The organism is Citrobacter freundii ATCC 8090 = MTCC 1658 = NBRC 12681 (assembly GCF_011064845.1).
In the GTDB taxonomy this organism is placed as follows: Bacteria; Pseudomonadota; Gammaproteobacteria; order Enterobacterales; family Enterobacteriaceae; genus Citrobacter; species Citrobacter freundii.
Genome location: NZ_CP049015.1, coordinates 3106878 through 3124185 on the forward strand (window position 1 = coordinate 3106878; position 17308 = coordinate 3124185).

Below are 17308 nucleotides of genomic sequence, written 5' to 3' on the forward strand. Positions count from 1 at the left end.
AGCAGCTGGCGTATAAATTGTAAATTGTTTGTACTAGCATAATCCCAGATTAAATGTGATGCGTCCGGCATCTCTGCTGGGCGACAACGGCTATTTGGGTAGAGTGGTAATGAGTAAACAATCCCAACATGTTTTAGTTACCTTACCCCATCCTCTACTGCGCCTGGCCAGTTTAGGTCTGGTGGCTTTCATCTTTACGTTGTTTTCGCTGGAACTGTCACGTTACGGCGCACAGCTTGCACCGCTGTGGTTTCCAACCTCTATCATGATGGTGGCTTTTTACCGTCACGCTGGAAAGATGTGGCCTGGGATCGCGCTGGCTTGCTCATTCGGTAGCATCGGCGCCTCTTTACTCTTCTTCCCCGGACAGTCGCTTAATTTCTCCTATACGGTCATTAACATTATTGAGGCTGTTGTTGGCGCAATGTTATTGCGTAAACTGCTGCCCTGGTACAATCCCTTACAAAATCTTAACGACTGGGCGCGTCTGGCATTTGGCAGCGCGGTTGTTCCGCCACTGCTGGGCGGCGTATTGATGTGGATGTTGTTGCCGAAGGAAACTACGTTAAATACCTTTCTCATTTGGGTACTGTCAGAATCCATTGGCGCACTGGCGTTGGTGCCGTTAGGTTTGCTGTTTAAACCACATTACCTGCTGCGCCATCGCGACCCGCGATTATTGCTTGAGACCCTGATTACGCTTCTGGTGACCTTAACGTTCAGTTGGCTATCCATGATGTACATTCCATGGCCATTTACCTGCGTTATTGTCCTGCTGATGTGGAGCGCTGTCCGTCTGCCGCGTATGGAGGCGTTTTTAATATTCCTCAGCACCGTGATGATGGTTTCGCTGATGCTGGCCGCCGACCCTTCACTGCTTTACACCCCGAAACAGAACATGATGACGGACATCCCCTGGTTGCCGTTTTTGATGATCCTGTTGCCCGCCAACATGATGACCATGGTGATGTACGCGTTTCGAGCCGAACGCAAGAACATTTCAGAAAGCGAGTCACGCTTTCGCAACGCCATGGAATATTCCGCGATTGGCATGGCACTGGTTGGCACCGAGGGGCAATGGCTACAGGCCAATAAAGCCTTGTGCCAGTTTCTGGGCTATAGCCAGGAGGAGCTACGTTCGCTGACCTTCCAGCAGTTAACCTGGCCGGAAGATCTGAACAACGACCTTGAACAACTCAACATGCTGGCACGCGGAGAGATTAATAGCTATTCCATGGAAAAACGCTATTACACCCGCGCGGGCGACGTCGTCTGGGCGTTGCTGGCCGTTTCGCTGGTGCGTCATAGCGACAACACTCCACTCTACTTTATCGCGCAGGTTGAGGACATTAACGACCTGAAGCATACCGAGTGGATTAACAAACGGTTGATGGAACGCATTACCCTCGCCAATGAAGCCGGGGGTATTGGGATTTGGGAATGGGAACTGCAGCCTGACGTGATCAGTTGGGATAAACGGATGTTCGATCTGTATGAAGTTCCCGCACATATCAAACCCAGTTGGCAAGTCTGGTATGAGTGCGTTGTACCCGAAGATCGCGAGTACGCCGAAAATGTGATTCGTGATTCGCTGGCCGCGCGGGTTCCGTTTAAGCTTGAGTTTCGTATCGCAGTAAAAGATGGCATACGCCATATCCGCTCGTTGGCCAACCGGGTGCTGAATAAAGACGGTGAAGTTGAACGCTTACTTGGTATCAATATGGATATGACCGAAGTGAAGCAGCTTAACGAAGCGCTGTATCAGGAAAAAGAGCGCCTGCACATTACGCTGGACTCAATCGGCGAAGCGGTAATTTGTATTGATGTCTATATGAACGTGACCTTTATGAATCCGGTCGCTGAGAAAATGAGCGGCTGGCAGCAGGACAGTGCCATCGGCATTCCGCTATTGACGGTACTACATATTACTTTTGGCGAGAACGGTCCGCTGATGGAAAATATCTACAGTGCTGACATGTCGCGTACGGCAATCGAGCAGGAAGTGGTCCTGCATTGTCGTAACGGCAACAGTTATGACATTCAGTACAGCATCACGCCCCTCAGCACCCTTGACGGCGGTAGCATTGGTTCGGTGTTGGTTATTCAGGACGTCACAGAGTCACGGAAGATGCTCCGCCAGCTTAGCTACAGTGCCTCACATGATGACCTGACGCAGTTGGCAAACCGGGTCAGCTTCGAAAACCATCTAAAACAATTGCTGCATTCAGTACACGACACGCGCCAGTGCCATGTACTGGTTTTTATCGATTTGGATCGTTTTAAAGCGGTGAACGACAGCGCGGGTCATGCCGCCGGCGATGCCCTGCTGCGTGAACTCTCTGCGCTTATGCTCAGCATGTTGCGATCCAGCGATATGCTGGCGCGCCTTGGCGGCGACGAGTTTGGTCTGTTGCTGCCGGATTGTAATATCGAAAGCGCCCGCTTTATCTCAGGACGCATCATCAGTGCTATTAACAATTACCAATTTATGTGGGAAGGCCGTTTGCACCGTATTGGCGCCAGTGCGGGAATTACGCTGATTGATGAGAAAAACCATGTCGCGACTGACGTTATGTCTCAGGCCGATATCGCCTGCTACGCGGCGAAAAACAGCGGCCGTGGGCGAGTCTGTGTCTATGAGCCTCAGCAAAGCCAGGCCCATGCCGCGCGTAGCCAACTGTCATTGGATGAACAAAGACACACTATTACACACAACCCTATGCTGATGATCGCCAGAGGCGTTGCTTCTCCGCGTATACCGGAGACTTTTAGCTTCTGGATTATCTCGCTTCGCTTAGGCACCGCTGAGGGTGAAATCATTGAAGATCAAGCCTTCCATGCCGGGTTGGTCGATCCCACGTTGAGTCAGGCGCTCGATCGTCGGGTATTCGGCGAGTTCTTCCAGAGTGCTGCCCCGGCTGTCGCCAACAAGGGCCTCAGTATTGCCCTGCCCCTTTCCGCCGCCGGCCTGCTCAACACAGAACTGGTAGATGAGCTGCTAGAGCACTTGCAACGCAGCCCGCTACCGCCACGATTGCTGCATCTGACCGTTCCATCAAGTGTCATCAAAACAAGCCCAACGCAGGCGGTATCCGCCCTGCATCGACTGCGGCAGTACGGTTGTCGAATTGTGTTAAGTCAGGTTGGTCGCGACTTAGAGCTTTTTGACAACCTGAAATATCACATTGTCGATTACCTGTTACTCGACAGCGAGCTAAGTGCCAGCGCTCCCGGCAACTTGATCGACGAAATGTGGGTGTCCATTATCCAGGGTCATGCTCAGCGCCTGGACATTAAAACCATCGCCGGTCCGGTGCAACTGCCGCTCATCATGGATACGCTTTCTGGCATCGGTATTGATATGATTTATGGCGATATTATTGCCGACGCCCAACCGCTGGATCTGCTACTGAATACCAGCAATTTCGCCATCAACTGACGGTTGCCAACCATCCGTATACCAGATATGCAACAGCGCATAGGAGCGCCAGGGTTTCCAGCGCTCTGCATACCGCCGGATCTGGGCTGGTGTCATGCCGGGAAAACGCTGCTTAATCAGATAATCATCCGGCAGAAAAACGTCCTTCGCCTGCCAGCCGCGCAGCGCAAAGTAGTTGGCGGTCCATCGCCCTATCCCGGGAAATGTTTGTAGCTGCTTAACGCCTTGTTCGATATCGGCAGGGGCTGTTGTCGCGAGCGTTCCTTCAAGGGTTGCATGAGCAAGGTGAATCAACGCTTCAGCGCGTTTGAGCGGCATTCCTAACGTTTTCAGGTGCAGCGGATCGGCGTTGGCAAGCTCTTCTGGAGAGGGAAAACACACATACTCGGGCGCATCCTCCAGTGTATTGCCATAAGCGTGCGCTACTTTCGCTGTCAGTTTCGCGGCCATCGCCACGCTGACTAACTGTCCTAAAATCGCCCGTACCCCTTGCTCAAAAGCATCGACACATCCCGGCAGGCGCAATCCCGGACGCGCCGCGCCGAGGTTACCCAGCGCGCCGACAATTTGCTGCGGGCAACATGAAAGATCGAACAAGCGCGTTATTTTTGCCAGGCACTCGGAGGCTACAGGCTGTAACCCTGAGCTCAACGTCACGTGTAGCACATTGGCGTGCAGATCCGGGACAACGCTCACCAGACCACGATGCTCCCCTACGGACAGACTTCGGACATAACTCAGTTCTTCTACGGTTTCGACACCTTCAACCGCACGGGCGGCAAGAAATCCCAGCATCCAGGGCCAGTCATAAGGCGGTTGCCAGCTCAGCGTGAACATTCGGTTTTCCTTTTAAAGCAAACTTACAGCATAAACGGTATTCAATCAGTACGCCTTGCTTTCATATTCCAGTTGTCGGGCCGTCAACTATTCGTTAAAGTCACGCCCCTTCTTCACTGGCATGGGGATTTTTACGGTGTTTATTGGTTTTGACTACGGTACGGCAAACTGTTCAGTGGCCGTTATGCGTGATGGGCAGCCCCACCTGCTCAAAATGGAAAATAACAGCACGCTGCTACCCTCAATGCTGTGTGCACCAACGCGCGAAGCGGTTAGCGAGTGGCTGTATCGCCATCACGACGTTCCAACCACGGACGATGAAACACAGGCGCTGCTTCGCCGTGCGATGCGCTACAATCGCGAAGAGGACATCGACGTTAACGCCAACAGCGTGCAGTTCGGTCTGACATCGCTGGGTCAGTATATTGAAGACCCGGAAGAGGTGTACTTCGTTAAATCGCCAAAATCATTTTTGGGTGCCAGCGGTCTGAAGCCGCAGCAAGTTGCGCTTTTTGAAGATCTGGTCTGTGCAATGATGCTGCACATTCGCAACCAGGCGCAAAGCCAATTGCCGGAAGCTATCACTCAGGCCGTAATTGGTCGCCCCATCAACTTCCAGGGATTAGGTGGCGATGACGCCAACATCCAGGCGCAGGGGATTCTTGAACGTGCGGCCAAACGTGCCGGTTTTCAGGATGTCGTCTTCCAGTACGAGCCGGTAGCAGCGGGGCTGGATTACGAAGCCACACTGCAGGATGAGAAACGCGTGCTGGTGGTAGATATTGGCGGGGGTACGACCGACTGTTCACTGCTGCTGATGGGGCCGCAATGGCATCAGCGCGCCGATCGCGAAAACAGCCTGCTGGGACACAGTGGCTGCCGTGTAGGCGGGAACGATCTGGATATCGCGCTGGCGTTTAAACACCTGATGCCGCTGCTAGGTATGGGCGGTGAGACTGAAAAAGGGATCGCCTTACCGATTCTCCCCTGGTGGAACGCGGTCGCGATCAACGATGTTCCCGCGCAAAGTGATTTCTACAGCAGCGCCAACGGTCGTTTACTGAACGATCTTGTCCGCGACGCGAAAGAAGCCGATAAAGTAGCCTTGCTGCTCAAAGTCTGGCGCGAGCGTCTGAGCTATCGCCTGGTGCGCAGCGCAGAAGAGAGCAAGATCGCGCTTTCCGACCAGACCATTGTAACGGCGGCGATACCGTTTATCAGCGACACGCTGGCAACCGATATTAGTCAACATGGATTGGAGGCCGCGCTCAATCAGCCCCTGGCGCGCATTCTGGAGCAGGTCCAACTGGCGCTGGACAACGCGCAGGAAAAACCGGACGTGATTTATCTGACCGGCGGCAGCGCGCGTTCACCGCTGATTAAAAAAGCCCTCGCCCAGCAGCTTCCTGGGATCCCTATCGCGGGTGGCGATGACTTCGGTTCTGTCACCGCCGGTCTGGCCCGCTGGGCTGACGTTGTTTTCCGCTAAGCCGCTCGCAAGCTGAAAGGTGTGCGTATTGACATCACCGTTGCTGTGGCTTATTTTCAGGAGTGAGGGTTAGGGAAGGTTTCCCCTCCCCCTGGTGTCTTAGTAAGCCGGTAAGCTAATGACTAAGAGTATCACCAGTATGATGACGTACTTCATCATAACCCTTTCCTTATTTTGGCCCCTTCCTCGGGAGGGGGCTTTCCCGTTCCAGCGTCCCGCTGAAATCTCTGGCTTACCTCCTTTTGCCTTGACCGCACTCTAACGCACAATGACGCATTCGCTATTTTCGCCGCAAATTGTTGCGTAACGCCTCGCAAAGCCGCGTCAGCATTCAGACGAATCCCGACAGTGTTTCATAATTCCTCCATTTTTCTCCCTTGTTCGCTGGCTAAACTAGTATCATTCCGCGAATCGTTTCAGGATGAGAAACTCATAACAATGAAAGGCAGTAATAAATCCCGCTGGGTGATAGCAATCGTGATCGTCGTGGCCGCCGTCGCCGCCATCTGGTTCTGGCAAAGCCACAGCGCTTCCCAGGAAACCGCACCGGGCGCTACCAAACCAGCGCAGCACACGCCTGGGTCGGCACGCCGTGGAATGCGCTCCGGACCGTTGGCTCCCGTGCAGGCTGCCACCGCCACCGAGGAAGCCGTTCCACGTTACCTGACAGGGCTGGGTACCATTACTGCCGCCAATACCGCCACGGTACGTAGCCGGGTGGACGGTCAGCTCATTGCCTTACACTTTGAGGAAGGACAACAGGTAAAAGCCGGCGACCTGCTGGCAGAGATAGATCCCAGCCAGTTCAAAGTCGCTCTGGCTCAGGCGCAGGGACAACTGGCAAAAGATAAAGCCACGCTGGCGAATGCCCGTCGCGATCTTGCCCGCTATCAACAGTTGGTTAAAACCAATCTGGTCTCCCGCCAGGAGCTGGATGCCCAGCAGGCGCTGGTCAATGAGACGTTAGGCACAATCAAAGCGGATGAAGCCAGTGTCGCCAGCGCTCAGTTGCAGCTCGACTGGAGTCGGATAACCGCACCTGTCGATGGTCGTGTCGGCCTGAAGCAGGTCGATGTCGGTAACCAAATTTCCAGCGGCGATACCACCGGGATCGTCGTCATTACGCAAACTCATCCCATCGACCTGATATTTACTTTGCCTGAAAACGACATTGCTACCGTGTTGCAGGCACAAAAATCGGGGAGCCAGCTGAAGGTCGAAGCCTGGGACCGAACCAATTCACAAAAACTGAGTGAAGGCGTCCTGCTCAGTCTCGACAATCAGATTGATGCCACTACAGGAACCATCAAAGTTAAAGCCCGTTTTAACAATCAGGATGATGCGTTATTCCCTAACCAGTTCGTCAACGCCCGCATGCTGGTCGACACACAGCAAAATGCCGTTGTGATCCCAACAGCAGCCCTGCAGATGGGCAACGAAGGGCACTTTGTCTGGGTACTGAACAGCGACAATAAAGTGAGCAAGCATCTGGTTAAACCGGGTATTCAGGACAGCCAAAAAGTGGTGATCGCCGCTGGGTTGTCCGCAGGCGATCGGGTCGTGACTGACGGTATTGACCGTCTGACGGAAGGCGCAAAAGTCGAAGTCGTTGAGGCGCACGACGCCTCTGTTTCCGATGAGAAAACAGCGCCACGCGGATACGGCAAAAAAGGAGCCAACTCCTGATGCAGGTGTTACCTCCGGACAACACAGGCGGACCATCGCGCCTGTTCATTCTGCGCCCCGTCGCCACTACGCTGCTGATGGTCGCGATTTTGCTTGCCGGTATTATCGGTTATCGCTTCCTGCCAATCGCCGCCTTACCTGAAGTGGATTACCCCACGATTCAGGTCGTTACGCTCTACCCTGGCGCCAGCCCGGACGTCATGACCTCGGCGGTAACCGCGCCGCTTGAACGTCAGTTTGGCCAGATGTCTGGCTTAAAACAGATGTCATCACAAAGCTCCGGTGGCGCATCGGTCGTTACGTTACAGTTTCAACTGACGCTCCCGCTGGATGTTGCCGAGCAAGAAGTTCAGGCCGCGATTAACGCCGCCACCAATTTATTACCTAGCGATCTACCTAACCCTCCGGTCTACAGCAAGGTAAACCCGGCAGATCCGCCGATCATGACGCTGGCAGTCACTTCCAGCGCCATGCCGATGACGCAGGTGGAAGATATGGTCGAAACCCGCGTCGCGCAGAAAATCTCTCAGGTATCCGGCGTGGGTCTGGTAACACTTTCCGGTGGGCAACGTCCGGCGGTCCGCGTGAAACTTAACGCTCAGGCCATTGCCGCACTCGGTCTGACCAGCGAAACCATCCGTACGGCCATTACCAGTGCCAACGTCAATTCAGCAAAAGGGAGTCTTGATGGCCCAACGCGCGCCGTTACCCTTTCAGCTAACGACCAGATGCAGTCCGCAGATGAATATCGTCAGCTCATTATTGCCTATAAAAACGGTGCACCGGTTCGTCTGGGCGATGTCGCTACCGTCGAACAAGGAGCAGAAAACAGCTGGCTGGGTGCATGGGCAAATAAGCAACAAGCTATAGTGATGAATGTGCAGCGCCAGCCTGGGGCGAACATCATCGCCACGGCAGACAGTATCCGCCAGATGCTGCCACAGCTCACCGAAAGCCTGCCCAAATCGGTTAAGGTCAGCGTACTTTCCGATCGCACCACCAATATTCGTGCCTCTGTTGCAGACACCCAGTTCGAGTTGATGCTGGCGATAGCGCTGGTGGTGATGATTATCTACCTGTTTCTGCGCAATGTTCCGGCGACGATTATTCCTGCAGTCGCCGTACCGTTGTCGTTAATCGGCACCTTCGCGGTGATGGTATTTCTTGATTTCTCCATCAACAACCTGACCTTAATGGCGCTAACCATCGCGACAGGCTTTGTTGTGGATGACGCTATCGTGGTTATCGAGAATATTTCACGCTATATCGAAAAAGGCGAAAAACCGCTGACTGCTGCCCTGAAGGGCGCAGGCGAGATTGGTTTTACCATCATCTCTCTGACGTTTTCATTGATTGCGGTATTGATCCCACTGCTATTCATGGGCGATATCGTCGGGCGCTTGTTCCGTGAATTCGCCGTTACGCTGGCGGTGGCGATTCTGATTTCCGCCGTTGTCTCGCTCACTCTTACGCCGATGATGTGCGCGCGTATGCTGAATCAGGCCTCATTGCGTAAGCAGAATCGCTTCTCCCGCGCCTCAGAGCGAGTGTTTGATCGCGTCATAGCCGGGTACGGTCATTGGCTGGCAAAAGTACTTAACCACCCGTGGCTGACGCTGAGCGTAGCGCTCGGCACGTTGGCATTGAGCGTCATGCTATGGGTTTTTATCCCCAAAGGTTTCTTCCCAATCCAGGACAACGGCATTATCCAGGGTACGCTACAGGCACCGCAGTCCAGCTCATTCGCCAGCATGGCCGAGCGCCAGCGTCAGGTATCAGATGTCATCCTTAAAGATCCGGCGGTAGAGAGCCTGACCGCTTTTGTCGGTGTGGATGGTACTAATCCGGCATTGAACAGCGCGCGTTTGCAAATCAACCTTAAACCGCTGGATGAACGTGACGATCGGGTGCAGAAAGTGATTGCGCGCTTACAGGACGCGGTTGACAGGGTTCCCGGAGTTGACCTTTATCTTCAGCCCACTCAGGATCTGACGATTGATACTCAGGTGAGCCGGACGCAATATCAATTCACGCTGCAAGCGACATCCCTTGATGCCCTCAGCACCTGGGTTCCACAGCTGTTAGCAAAACTACAGCAGCTACCGCAACTGTCCGACGTCAGCAGCGACTGGCAGGACAAAGGGCTGGTAGCGTATGTGAACGTCAATCGCGACAGCGCAAGCCGTTTGGGCATCAGCATGTCAGATGTCGACAACGCCCTGTACAACGCCTTCGGCCAGCGTTTGATTTCGACTATTTACACCCAGGCAAATCAATATCGCGTGGTGTTAGAACATAACACCAACAATACGCCGGGGCTTGCGGCACTGGATACAATACGTCTGACCAGTAGCGACGGTGGCATAGTACCGCTCAGCGCGATCGCCAGTATTGAACAGCGTTTTGCCCCGCTGTCGATTAACCACCTCGATCAGTTCCCGGTCACCACCATCTCGTTCAACGTGCCAGACGAACATTCGCTGGGTGATGCGGTACAGGCGATTCTGGATGCCGAAAAAACGCTTAACCTGCCCGCAAATATTACTACCCAGTTCCAGGGTAGCACGCTCGCCTTCCAGGCCGCGCTGGGAAATACCATCTGGTTGATTGTGGCTGCGGTTGTCGCGATGTATATCGTCCTCGGCGTGCTGTATGAGAGCTTTATTCACCCAATTACTATTCTCTCCACGCTGCCGACGGCGGGCGTCGGGGCACTGCTGGCGTTAATGATTGCCGGCAGCGAACTGGACGTCATCGCGATTATTGGCATTATTTTGCTCATCGGTATCGTCAAGAAAAACGCCATCATGATGATCGACTTTGCCCTTGCCGCGGAGCGCGAACAAGGCATGGCGCCGCGCGATGCTATTTTCCAGGCCTGTCTGCTGCGTTTCCGCCCAATTCTGATGACTACGCTGGCGGCACTGCTCGGCGCGTTGCCGCTGATGTTAAGTACCGGTGTGGGCGCAGAGTTACGCCGTCCGTTAGGCATTGGCATGGTCGGTGGACTGCTTGTGAGTCAGGTATTAACCCTGTTTACCACTCCGGTAATTTATCTGCTGTTTGACCGTCTGTCGCTGTATGTGAAAAGCCGTTTCCCGCGTCAGGAAGAGGAAGCGTAAATGAAATTTTTCGCGCTTTTCATTCATCGGCCGGTGGCGACCATTCTCATTTCGGTGGCTATCACCCTGTGCGGTATTCTGGGCTTTCGTCTGCTGCCGGTCGCTCCGCTGCCGCAGGTGGATTTTCCGGTGATTATGGTCAGCGCATCATTACCCGGTGCCTCCCCTGAAACGATGGCGTCTTCGGTCGCAACTCCGCTGGAGCGCTCGCTGGGCCGCATCGCGGGCGTAAACGAAATGACTTCGAGTAGTTCGCTTGGCAGTACGCGTATTATTCTCGAATTCAAATTCGACCGTGACATCAATGGCGCGGCGCGGGACGTTCAGGCCGCGATTAACGCCGCGCAAAGCCTGCTGCCCAGCGGGATGCCGAGCCGACCAACGTATCGCAAAGCTAACCCTTCCGATGCGCCAATCATGATCCTGACGCTGACGTCGGACACTTACTCGCAGGGTGAACTGTACGATTTCGCATCAACACAACTGGCGCAGACCATCGCGCAAATCGACGGTGTGGGCGACGTGGACGTTGGAGGCAGTTCTCTGCCTGCCGTGCGGGTAGGACTCAACCCGCAGGCGCTGTTTAACCAGGGCGTGTCGCTGGACGACGTGCGTAGCGCGATCGACAATGCCAACGTGCGTAAGCCGCAGGGTGCTATCGAGAATGATACCCATCGCTGGCAGGTACAAACTAACGATGAGCTGAAAACCGCCGCCGAATATCAACCTATTATCATCCACTATAACAACGGCTCAGCGGTGCGACTGGGTGATGTTGCGTCTATAACCGACTCTGTACAGGACGTTCGTAACGCGGGGATGACCAACGCCAAACCGGCCATTCTGCTGATGATCCGCAAGCTACCGGAAGCCAATATTATTCAGACGGTAGATAGCATTCGCGCCAAATTACCGGAGTTACAAACGCTGGTCCCGGCCGCCATCGATCTGCAAATCGCCCAGGACCGTTCACCGACCATTCGCGCTTCACTAGAGGAAGTCGAACAGACGCTGATTATCTCCGTGGCGCTGGTTATCCTGGTGGTCTTTGTTTTCCTGCGATCCGGGCGTGCGACTCTGATCCCCGCGGTAGCGGTTCCGGTCTCGCTGATCGGTACCTTTGCCGCCATGTATCTGTGCGGATTCAGCCTGAACAACCTGTCGTTGATGGCGTTAACCATTGCCACGGGATTTGTCGTAGATGACGCCATCGTGGTGCTGGAAAATATTGCCCGCCACCTGGAAGCAGGAATGAAGCCACTCCAGGCGGCGTTACAGGGTACGCGCGAAGTGGGATTCACCGTGCTTTCCATGAGCCTGTCGCTGGTGGCGGTATTCCTGCCGCTGCTGTTAATGGGCGGATTGCCTGGACGCCTGCTGCGCGAATTTGCCGTCACGCTGTCGGTTGCCATCGGTATCTCGCTGCTGGTGTCGCTGACATTAACGCCAATGATGTGCGGCTGGATGCTTAAATCCAGCGCCCCGCGTGAACAGTCGCGTAAACGGGGATTTGGTCGCGTGCTGGTAGCGCTGCAGCAAAGCTACGGCACTTCACTTAAATGGGTACTGCGCCACACGCGACTGGTGGGCGTGGTATTACTCGGCACCATTGCGCTGAATATCTGGCTTTATATTTCCATCCCCAAAACCTTCTTCCCGGAGCAGGATACGGGCGTATTGATGGGAGGGATCCAGGCTGACCAGAGCATCTCTTTCCAGGCGATGCGCGGTAAACTGCAGGATTTTATGAAGATCATCCGCGACGATCCGGCGGTGAACAATGTCACCGGCTTTACCGGTGGGTCACGGGTTAACAGCGGGATGATGTTTATTACCCTCAAGCCACGCGATGAGCGCCGTGAAACCGCTCAGCAGGTGATCGACCGCCTGCGCGTTGCGCTTTCAAAAGAACCAGGTGCGAATCTGTTTCTGATGGCGGTGCAGGACATCCGCGTTGGCGGACGCCAGGCCAACGCCAGCTATCAATACACATTGCTGTCCGACGATCTGGCGGCGCTGCGTGAGTGGGAACCGAAGATCCGTAAGGCGCTTGCCGCCCTGCCCCAACTGGCGGACGTCAACTCCGATCAGCAGGACAATGGCGCGGAGATGAATCTGATTTACGATCGCGACACCATGTCTCGTCTTGGGATCGACGTGGCAGCCGCCAATAGCCTGCTGAATAACGCCTTTGGTCAGCGACAAATTTCAACCATCTATCAGCCGATGAACCAGTACAAAGTGGTGATGGAGGTCGATCGACGTTACACCCAGGACATCAGCGCGCTGGACAAAATGTTCGTCATCAACAATGAAGGTAAGGCGATCCCGTTATCGTACTTTGCCAAATGGCAGCCAGCGAATGCGCCACTGTCGGTAAACCATCAGGGATTATCTGCCGCCTCAACCGTGTCGTTTAACCTGCCGACAGGTTCTTCACTGTCAGAAGCGACAGAGGCCATCAACAGAACCATGACCCAGCTAGGCGTCCCCTCCACGGTTCGTGGCAGCTTTGCCGGTACCGCCCAGGTATTTCAGGACACGATGAACTCGCAGGTGATCCTGATAATCGCCGCCATCGCCACCGTCTATATCGTGCTGGGTATGCTGTATGAAAGCTATGTACATCCGCTGACCATTCTCTCCACGCTACCTTCGGCAGGGGTCGGGGCTCTGCTGGCGCTGGAGCTGTTCAATGCCCCGTTCAGCCTAATCGCCCTGATAGGGATCATGCTATTAATTGGAATTGTGAAGAAAAACGCCATCATGATGGTCGATTTTGCGCTGGAAGCGCAGAGAAACGGTAAGCTGCAGCCGGAAGAAGCTATTTTCCAGGCCTGCCTGTTGCGCTTTCGCCCAATAATGATGACCACGCTGGCGGCGTTGTTTGGCGCACTGCCGTTGGTGTTATCCGCAGGGGATGGCTCCGAGCTGCGCCAGCCGTTGGGGATAACCATTGTCGGTGGACTGGTCGTGAGCCAGCTCCTGACGCTGTACACCACGCCTGTGGTCTATCTCTTTTTCGACCGTCTGCGTCTGCGTTTTTCGCGTAAAAACAGCAAACCGGTAGCAGAGTTATGACAGAACTTCCCGACAGCACCCGCTGGCAACTTTGGATTGTGGCATTTGGTTTTTTTATGCAGTCGCTGGATACCACCATCGTTAATACCGCGCTTCCCTCGATGGCGGCAAGCCTCAGGGAAAGCCCGTTACACATGCATATGGTCATAGTGTCATATGTACTAACCGTTGCCGTGATGCTGCCCGCCAGCGGATGGCTGGCGGACAAAGTTGGCGTGCGTAATATCTTCTTCACCGCCATTATCCTGTTTACGCTTGGCTCGCTGTTTTGCGCCGGGTCCAGCACGCTCAACGAGCTGGTGATGGCGCGCGTCTTACAAGGCGTTGGCGGTGCGATGATGGTGCCAGTCGGCAGGCTGACGGTGATGAAAATCGTCCCGCGTGAGCAATATATGGCGGCGATGACGTTTGTCACTTTACCCGGTCAAATCGGCCCGCTGCTGGGCCCAGCGTTAGGCGGGATTCTGGTTGAATACGCCTCCTGGCACTGGATCTTTTTGATTAACATTCCGGTAGGCATTGTCGGCGCGATAGCGACGTTAATGTTGATGCCCAACTACACCATGCAAACCCGACGCTTCGACCTCTCCGGATTCGCGATGCTGGCGGTCGGTATGGCGGTTCTGACGCTGGCGCTCGATGGCAGCAAAGGAACCGGACTCTCCAGTATCACGCTGGCGGCGTTGGTCATCTGCGGGGTGCTGGCTATTGCGCTGTATCTGAAACACGCCCATCGAAATCCCCGCGCGCTGTTTAGCCTGAATCTGTTTCGCACATCGACCTTCTCGCTAGGTCTGTTCGGCAGTTTTGCCGGACGCATCGGCAGCGGTATGCTGCCGTTTATGACGCCGGTGTTTTTACAGATTGGCCTCGGTTTTTCACCGTTTCATGCCGGACTGATGATGATCCCGATGGTGCTGGGCAGTATGGGCATGAAGCGCATTGTGGTGCAGGTCGTTAACCGCTTTGGTTACCGTCGCGTACTGATTACCACCACGCTTGGCCTGTCGCTGGTCAGTCTGTTGCTAATGACCACGGCACTGCTGGGCTGGTATTACGCCCTGCCCTTCGTGCTGTTTTTACAGGGAATGGTCAACTCAACGCGCTTTTCATCCATGAATACCCTGACGTTAAAAGATCTGCCTGACGATCTCGCCAGCAGCGGCAACAGCTTGCTGTCGATGATCATGCAGCTGTCGATGAGTATCGGGGTGACCATCGCGGGCCTGCTGTTAGGCATGTTTGGCCAGCAGCATATCGCCATCGACAGCGGTAGTACGCATAGCGTCTTTATGTATACCTGGTTGTGCATTGCATTCATTATTGCGCTGCCCGCCATTATTTTTGCCCGCGTGCCGAACGACACGCAAACCAATGCGGTGATTTCACGACGCAAAAGGAGCACCTGATGAAGTTCTGGCGGCCCGGTATCACCGGCAAACTGTTTCTGGCGATTTTCGCCACCTGCATTGTGTTGCTGATCAGCATGCACTGGGCCGTACGCATAAGCTTCGAACGCGGTTTTATCGACTATATTAAGCACGGTAACGAACAGCGGCTGCAAATGCTCAGCGACGCGTTAAGCGAGCAGTACGCGCAGCACGGCAACTGGCGATTCTTACGCAATAACGATCGTTTCGTTTTCCAGATCCTGCGCTCTTTTGAACACGACAACGACGATGATAAACCGGGTCCAGGCATGCCGCCACACGGCTGGCGTACACAGTTTTGGGTTGTCGATCAAAATGCCCACGTACTGGTCGGCCCGCGGGCTCCTGTCCCCCGCGACGGTATGCGCCATCCCATCCGCGTCAACGGTAGCGAAGTGGGTGCTGTGATTGCCTCTCCGGTGGAGCGTTTAACGCGTAATACCGATATCAATTTCGACATGCAGCAAAGACGTTCCAGCTGGCTTATCGTCGCGCTCTCCACGATTCTGGCTGCGCTGGCAACGTTTACGCTGGCGCGCAGCCTGCTGGCCCCGGTTAAACGGTTGGTGGAAGGCACGCACAAACTGGCGGCGGGCGATTTCACCACTCGCGTTACGCCAACCAGTACGGATGAGCTAGGCAAGCTGGCGCAGGACTTCAACCAGCTCGCCAGTACGTTGGAAAAAAACCAGCAGATGCGTCGTGACTTTATGGCCGACATTTCTCACGAACTGCGCACGCCGTTGGCGGTGTTGCGCGGTGAACTGGAGGCCATTCAGGATGGTGTCCGCCAGTTCACGCCCGACTCCGTTGCCTCTTTGCAGGCTGAAGTGGGTACGCTCACCAAACTGGTTGACGACCTTCATCAGCTCTCCATGTCAGATGAAGGTGCGCTGGCCTATCAGAAATCATCGCTGGATCTTATCCCGCTGCTTGAGGTGGCAAGCGGCGCATTTCGTGAACGCTTTGCCAGTCGTGGACTAACGCTTCAACTCTCGCTCCCGGACAGCATGACGGTATTTGGCGACAGGGATCGTCTGATGCAGTTGTTCAACAATCTGCTGGAAAACAGTCTGCGTTATACCGACAGCGGTGGCGGGCTGCACATCAGCGCCGAACAACGCGAACGTATGGTGTTATTAACCTTCGCAGATTCCGCTCCCGGCGTAAGTGACGAGCAGTTACAGAAGCTGTTTGAACGATTTTATCGCACCGAAGGCTCGCGTAACCGCGCCAGCGGAGGTTCCGGACTGGGGCTGGCGATTTGCGTCAATATCGTACAAGCGCATAATGGTCTGATCCGCGCCGCCCATTCGCCTTTTGGTGGGGTTAGCATTACAGTAGAGTTACCGCTGGAACGCGATTTACAGAGAGATGTATGACTGAGTTACCCATTGATGAAAACACGCCGCGTATTCTGATCGTGGAAGACGAACCCAAGCTGGGGCAACTGCTCATCGACTACCTGCGGGCAGCGAGCTACGCTCCTACGCTCATCAGCCACGGCGACCTGGTTCTGCCTTACGTGCGCCAAACACCGCCCGATCTGATCTTGTTGGATCTGATGCTGCCCGGTACCGATGGTCTGACCCTGTGTCGGGAAATCCGCCGCTTCTCAGAAGTCCCCATCATGATGGTAACCGCTAAAATCGAAGAGATTGATCGCCTGCTGGGGCTGGAGATCGGTGCAGATGATTATATTTGTAAACCGTACAGCCCGCGCGAAGTCGTCGCGCGCGTTAAAACGATCCTGCGCCGATGCAAACCGCAGCGCGAACTACAACAAATGGATGCAGAAAGCCCGCTTATCGTCGATGAAGGCCGTTTTCAGGCCTCCTGGCGTGGGAAGATGCTCGATTTAACGCCCGCCGAATTCCGCTTACTTAAAACGTTGTCACATGAGCCGGGAAAAGTATTCTCCCGAGAACAATTACTTAACCATCTCTATGACGATTATCGCGTCGTTACCGACCGCACCATCGACAGCCATATTAAGAACCTGCGACGCAAGCTGGAGTCACTGGATGCTGAGCAGTCGTTTATCCGCGCGGTCTATGGCGTGGGGTATCGCTGGGAAGCCGACGCCTGCCGAATTGCTTAAACACTCCTGCCCTTCAGGGCCCGCTGCTCCATGGGGCCCTGGTGACTAGCAACTCTCCAAATATCGCTCATACTCTTTCTGACAACACTGTCGTCAATAACTGTTTGATCTAAAACTTTTAAT

Annotated in this window: 10 protein-coding genes; 8 read left to right on the plus strand and 2 right to left on the minus strand. The window is 54.6% G+C overall.

Going from position 1 to position 17308, the window contains the following annotated elements; all coding sequences use genetic code 11:
• Positions 1-109 precede the first annotated feature (109 nt).
• Entirely contained in the window at positions 110-3439 is a 3330-nt protein-coding gene (locus G4551_RS15185) for a diguanylate cyclase (RefSeq protein ID WP_003841774.1), read from the plus strand.
• Here the strand turns inward: G4551_RS15185 and alkA are convergent.
• Entirely contained in the window at positions 3407-4276 is an 870-nt protein-coding gene (gene alkA / locus G4551_RS15190; protein WP_003841772.1) for a DNA-3-methyladenine glycosylase 2, read from the minus strand. The two genes, G4551_RS15185 and alkA, sit on opposite strands and share 33 nt — an antisense overlap.
• Positions 4277-4412: 136 nt before the next feature.
• Here alkA and yegD point away from each other — a divergent pair, with 136 nt between their 5' ends.
• On the plus strand, positions 4413-5765 hold the full coding sequence (gene yegD / locus G4551_RS15195) for a molecular chaperone (RefSeq protein ID WP_003841770.1): 1353 nt from the start codon (positions 4413-4415) through the stop codon (positions 5763-5765).
• 99 nt (positions 5766-5864) lie between these two features.
• On the opposite strand, the gene G4551_RS15200 is transcribed toward yegD, so the two are convergent.
• Positions 5865-5924 (minus strand): type I toxin-antitoxin system Ibs family toxin, encoded by a 60-nt coding sequence (locus tag G4551_RS15200; RefSeq protein WP_106672390.1) that lies wholly within the window; start codon positions 5922-5924, stop codon positions 5865-5867.
• Positions 5925-6203: 279 nt separating this feature from the next.
• Between G4551_RS15200 and G4551_RS15205 the strand changes: the two genes are divergently transcribed.
• From G4551_RS15205 to baeR, 6 genes are read left to right on the plus strand one after another with little or no spacing between them, the layout of a single operon-like run.
• Positions 6204-7451, plus strand: coding sequence for an MdtA/MuxA family multidrug efflux RND transporter periplasmic adaptor subunit (locus G4551_RS15205; protein ID WP_003841769.1), 1248 nt, complete (start codon positions 6204-6206; stop codon positions 7449-7451).
• The gene (locus G4551_RS15210; RefSeq protein ID WP_003841766.1) at positions 7451-10573 is read left to right on the plus strand and encodes an MdtB/MuxB family multidrug efflux RND transporter permease subunit; all 3123 of its coding nucleotides are present in this window, start codon (positions 7451-7453) and stop codon (positions 10571-10573) included. The genes G4551_RS15205 and G4551_RS15210 overlap by 1 nt, the downstream gene beginning before the upstream one ends.
• The gene (gene mdtC, locus G4551_RS15215) at positions 10574-13654 is read left to right on the plus strand and encodes a multidrug efflux RND transporter permease subunit MdtC (RefSeq protein WP_003841765.1); all 3081 of its coding nucleotides are present in this window, start codon (positions 10574-10576) and stop codon (positions 13652-13654) included.
• Positions 13651-15063: an MFS transporter gene (mdtD, locus tag G4551_RS15220; RefSeq protein ID WP_003841763.1), complete on the plus strand. Its 1413-nt coding sequence runs from the start codon at positions 13651-13653 to the stop codon at positions 15061-15063. Before mdtC ends, mdtD begins: the two co-directional genes overlap by 4 nt.
• On the plus strand, positions 15063-16466 hold the full coding sequence (gene baeS, locus G4551_RS15225) for an envelope stress sensor histidine kinase BaeS (RefSeq protein WP_003841761.1): 1404 nt from the start codon (positions 15063-15065) through the stop codon (positions 16464-16466). Before mdtD ends, baeS begins: the two co-directional genes overlap by 1 nt.
• Positions 16463-17185 (plus strand): envelope stress response regulator BaeR, encoded by a 723-nt coding sequence (gene baeR / locus G4551_RS15230; protein ID WP_003036797.1) that lies wholly within the window; start codon positions 16463-16465, stop codon positions 17183-17185. The genes baeS and baeR overlap by 4 nt, the downstream gene beginning before the upstream one ends.
• Positions 17186-17308 lie beyond the last annotated feature (123 nt).

Excerpts from the sequence above, each read along its gene's own strand:
- G4551_RS15185 (WP_003841774.1), top strand. The coding sequence starts at position 110 with ATGAGTAAACAATCCCAACATGTTTTAGTTACCTTACCCCATCCTCTA.
- alkA (WP_003841772.1), bottom strand. The coding sequence starts at position 4,276 with ATGTTCACGCTGAGCTGGCAACCGCCTTATGACTGGCCCTGGATGCTG.
- G4551_RS15205 (WP_003841769.1), top strand. The coding sequence starts at position 6,204 with ATGAAAGGCAGTAATAAATCCCGCTGGGTGATAGCAATCGTGATCGTC.
- G4551_RS15210 (WP_003841766.1), top strand. The coding sequence starts at position 7,451 with ATGCAGGTGTTACCTCCGGACAACACAGGCGGACCATCGCGCCTGTTC.
- mdtC (WP_003841765.1), top strand. The coding sequence starts at position 10,574 with ATGAAATTTTTCGCGCTTTTCATTCATCGGCCGGTGGCGACCATTCTC.
- mdtD (WP_003841763.1), top strand. The coding sequence starts at position 13,651 with ATGACAGAACTTCCCGACAGCACCCGCTGGCAACTTTGGATTGTGGCA.
- baeS (WP_003841761.1), top strand. The coding sequence starts at position 15,063 with ATGAAGTTCTGGCGGCCCGGTATCACCGGCAAACTGTTTCTGGCGATT.
- baeR (WP_003036797.1), top strand. The coding sequence starts at position 16,463 with ATGACTGAGTTACCCATTGATGAAAACACGCCGCGTATTCTGATCGTG.